General features: G+C 71.0%; 2 protein-coding genes. Both read right to left on the bottom strand.

The features are described from left to right. Window positions 1–61: 61 nt before the first annotated feature. Complete coding sequence (locus tag IAE56_RS20845) at window positions 62–625, bottom strand: response regulator transcription factor (RefSeq protein ID WP_108768511.1); 564 nt, start codon at window positions 623–625, stop codon at window positions 62–64. After that, window positions 622–1,848, bottom strand: a complete 1,227-nt coding sequence (locus IAE56_RS20840) for an ATP-binding protein (RefSeq protein ID WP_164075007.1) — start codon at window positions 1,846–1,848, stop codon at window positions 622–624. Before IAE56_RS20840 ends, IAE56_RS20845 begins: the two co-directional genes overlap by 4 nt. Window positions 1,849–2,069 lie beyond the last annotated feature (221 nt).

The following is a 2,069-nucleotide window of genomic DNA, read 5'->3' as shown; positions in this document are numbered from 1 at the left end:
GCAATTGTAGCGATGAAACCTGCCCCGGTCGCGCCGGGCCATGCCCGGCGGATTCGCCGCGTCAGCGGCTCGGGTCGCGTTCCGGGCTCGGCCGCTTGGCCAGCTTGCGCTGCAGCGAGCGCCGGTGCATGCCGAGCAGGCGTGCGGCGGCCGACACGTTGCCGCCCGTCTCATGCATCGCCTGCTGGATGTGTTCCCACTGCAGGCGGCTGATCGGCGTCATCGCATCGGGCACTTCCATTTCGCCGTCATCGGCCGGGCCGTCGTCTTCCTCGCCCAGTGCACGCAGTATCATCGGCACCGTCGCCGGTTTCGGCAGGTAATCATCCGCACCCAGCTTGATCGCCTCCACCGCGGTGGCGATGCTGGCGTAGCCGGTCACCAGCAGGATCCGCATGTCCGCGCGCAGGGCGCGCAATGGCTGGATCAACGCCAGCCCGGAATCGCTGCCCAGCTTCAGGTCGATCAAGGCGAACGCGGGCGGGTGCTGGCGGGCCAGGGCCAGCGCGCTGGCGGCATCCTGCGCGGTCTGCGTCTCCAGCCCCTTGCGGGCCAGGCTGCGCTGCAGCGTGCGCAGGTACAGTTCGTCGTCGTCGACCAGCAGGCCGAGGGTTGAGGCAGTCATGGGGTTTCCTCGTGGGGAGCCAGGGGCAGGCGGAAGCCGACGCGGCTGCCGGCGCCTTGCGCCGGGCGCATCCACATCTCGCCCTGCAGGCGTTCGATGGTGGCGTGGGACAGGGCCAGGCCGACGCCCATGCCCTCACTCTTGCTGCTGCCGAACAGCTTGCCCGGCAGCACCGCCGCGCGCGCGTTGAAGCCATGGCCGTAGTCGCGCACTTCGCCGATCAGATCCTCGCCGTCGATGCGCAGCTCCAGGTCCACGCGCGGTCGCCCGGCCTGTTCGCCGGCATCGGCGGCGTTGTTCAGCAGCACCATCAGCAGGTGGCCGACGCCGGGGTCCAGCGGCAGGCGCAGCGGTGCATCGTCATTGCGGTGCAGGTCGATGGTCGGGCGCACCAGCCGCCACTGTTCCAGCACCTGCTGGGCGCTGGAGTGGCTGCGGCCGGGGCCGTCGGTGGAGGCCGGTGCAGCCAGCGCCAGCACGCGCTCACGGCATTGCACCAGCAGCTCGCGCAGGGTTTCCATGTCCTCGCGCACTTCCGGTTCTTCGCTGCGCTCGGCCACATCGTCGGCGAGCAGGGTCATGGTCGCCAGCGGGGTGTTCAGCTCGTGCGCCACCGAGGCCGCATGGGTGGCCAGGGCGACGATGCCTTCGTTGCGGGCGAAACGCTCGCGCAGCGCCGACAGTTCCAGTTCGCGCACGCGCAGGGCCATCGCCAGGCGGGTTGAGAAGGTCAGTACCACCGCCGCCGACAGCAGGAAGTTGGCGACCACGCCCCAGCGGTTGAGATCGAGTGCGCGGAAGTAGCCGCTCGGCAGCGGTTGCCCGAACAGGCCGCTGGCGGCGTAGCCGAGCAGGCAGGCGGTGGCCACCGCCAGGGCCCAGCGCAGGGGCAGGGCGAAGGCGGCCAAGGCAATCAGGATCAGGAACAGCGAGCCGAAGGGGTTGGCGATGCCGCCACTCCAGCCGACCATCCAGGTCAGGATGATGACGTCGACCAGGATGTGGCCGAACGCGGTCAGCGGCGCGGTATCGTCCGGTTCCGGGCGCAGCTGCGTATACAGGTTGAACGCGGCCAGCACGGCCACGCCCGCCCACAGCGGCAGCTGCGGCAGCGGCAGGCCGAGGACCCAGGTGGCGACCAGGATCGTCGCGGCCTGGCCGGCCACGGCCAGCCAGCGCAGGCTGCACAGGGTGCGTAGGAAGGGGGCGTCGGGACCGGTCATGCCCGACCATCGTATGCGTTCACCGGGCAACCTGCCTGCGACAATCGGCCGCAGACGTGCCGACGGCTGAATGGGAATCGCCCGGAATGCAGGGCCGGGCGGTAGAATGCGCCCATGCACGACGCCGTCACCCGCCCGACCCCCCCCCCCCCCCCCCCCCCCCCCCCCCCCGACTCTACGCAGGCCGCGCCGACCACGGCGCGTGCCCGCGGCTCAACACA

Origin of the sequence: Stenotrophomonas sp. S41 (assembly GCF_016624625.1) — a bacterium.
In the GTDB taxonomy this organism is placed as follows: Bacteria; Pseudomonadota; Gammaproteobacteria; order Xanthomonadales; family Xanthomonadaceae; genus Stenotrophomonas.
Note: the sequence above shows the minus strand (reverse complement) of the source record. Positions and strands in the feature narration are given on the sequence as shown.

Coding starts and splice junctions, on each gene's coding strand:
- IAE56_RS20840 (WP_164075007.1), bottom strand. CDS start 1,848: ATGACCGGTCCCGACGCCCCCTTCCTACGCACCCTGTGCAGCCTGCGC.
- IAE56_RS20845 (WP_108768511.1), bottom strand. CDS start 625: ATGACTGCCTCAACCCTCGGCCTGCTGGTCGACGACGACGAACTGTAC.